Source organism: Clostridia bacterium (assembly GCA_012841935.1).
Classification (GTDB): Bacteria; Bacillota; Peptococcia; order DRI-13; family DTU073; genus DUTS01.
On record DUTS01000017.1, the window covers coordinates 1 to 1714 of the forward strand.

The 1714-nt window shown below is 34.6% G+C and carries 2 protein-coding genes; both read right to left on the minus strand.

Going from position 1 to position 1714, the window contains the following annotated elements:
- On the minus strand, positions 1 to 868 hold an 868-nt coding region (locus GX687_01170), incomplete at its 3' end, for a DUF342 domain-containing protein (GenBank protein ID HHX96063.1).
- A gap of 2 nt (positions 869 to 870) precedes the next feature.
- Complete coding sequence (locus tag GX687_01175; protein HHX96064.1) at positions 871 to 1629, minus strand: FliA/WhiG family RNA polymerase sigma factor; 759 nt, start codon at positions 1627 to 1629, stop codon at positions 871 to 873.
- Positions 1630 to 1714 lie beyond the last annotated feature (85 nt).

The window sequence follows — 1714 nt, forward strand, 5'->3', positions numbered from 1 at the left end:
CTTCTACCATAAATGTATTAAGCACACTCCCCCTAACAATAACATTCCCGGGAAATTTAATATTACCTGTGTTAAAGTCCACATTACCCTTAACCTCATATGTTGGGTAAACATTAACTTTACGATGAACAAAACAAACGTGTCCGGTTATTTTAGCCACTAATTTGGTATCATCCTCTGTAATTTCAGTATTAACCCCTAAGGGCAAACGCAAATCCTTACCAGGGCGAGCCTTGATTTCTCCTCCCAAAACATTATGCCCATTTGTTCCCGCTGTAGGCGGAATTCTTTCTACAAGTACCGTACCAGCTTCCACAATTTGAATTAAATCAAGATTATAAAAATCTACTCGACCATTTTCTAATTCCTGAGGTTTTAAAGAAGGGTCTTCTTTTTGAAAATAGAATTCTAAATGAGCATCAATCCCATTAACACTTGGCTTTCCTTCAGCAATAAGCCATTCACTATAATTTTCTCGTGATTTAAGTATTTCTGGTAATAACTCTTCTTTTAAACCAAAGGCAATTCCCTTTTCCCGTAAAAAACTATAAATCATTTCTTTTTTTAAAGGTTTTTCAATTAAAGCAGGATAAATTTTCAAAATGGCTCTCATTTTATCCTTGGAAACCTGCAGATCAAGTAAATAATCATAATTTTGTACTTTTTCCAAAGGAGCAATTTCTTCCGGATTACCCGATGCTTCAGCCCACAACTTTCGAATATCCTCTGCCTCATAAATAATATTGCGCTGTTTCAATTCAAAAAACAACTGTTCTATTTTTACCCCAGAAGCCGCCGATTCCCGAACAATTAACAATATTCCCTTTTCACCCTTCTGCAATTGATAATTTTTGTCGGTATTTAACATTTTCAGCCCACCTTACTATTTTTTAATTGTACTAACTTGCCACGTAGTCTAAAAATTGCCTTAGTGTGAAGTTGTGAAATCCGCGAAGGAGATAAATTCATTACTTCCGCTATTTCCTTGTTGGACAAATCGGAATAATAATATAGACTGATTACCAGTTTTTCCTTTTCCGGCAATTTATCTATTACCCGGGTTAAAGTTTGTTTAATCTCATAATCTAGAACCATCTGTAAGGGATTAGGACTATTTTCATCCCATAAATTATTTTTAAGAAAAAAGCTTTCATCTTCGCCAAAAGACTGATCCAAAGATAAAATAGAAATAATCTGCACCGCTTTTAACCATTCACCTAATTCATTTTCATTAATACCCAATTCTGCAGCTATTTCATTATCTGTAGCACTACGACCTAACTCCTTTTCAATTTTTTCATATGCTTGTTCTAGCTGTTTAGCCCTTTGCCTTACCGAAATGGGCAACCAATCCTCTTTACGAATACCATCAATGATCGCCCCCCTAATTCTTTTATAAGCAAATCCTGCAAAAGGGACTCCTAAATTAGGATTAAAACGCTCAATAGCTTCCAATAAACCGAAAATACCATAACTAGTTAAATCATCCTTTTCTATATGCAGAGGTAAAGAGGATGACATTTTACCAACAATTTGTCGCACCAAAAAAACATAATGTTTAATTAACTTTTCCTTTAACTGTGGATCTTTAGTAATGAAATATTCTTTCCAAAGGGTTTGGGGTTCCATTAAATAACCTTTACTCCTTTACGTATACTTCGAATAAATAATTTACCATCTCTAGTAAAGAATTCGATGGAACGCCCGTGATTTC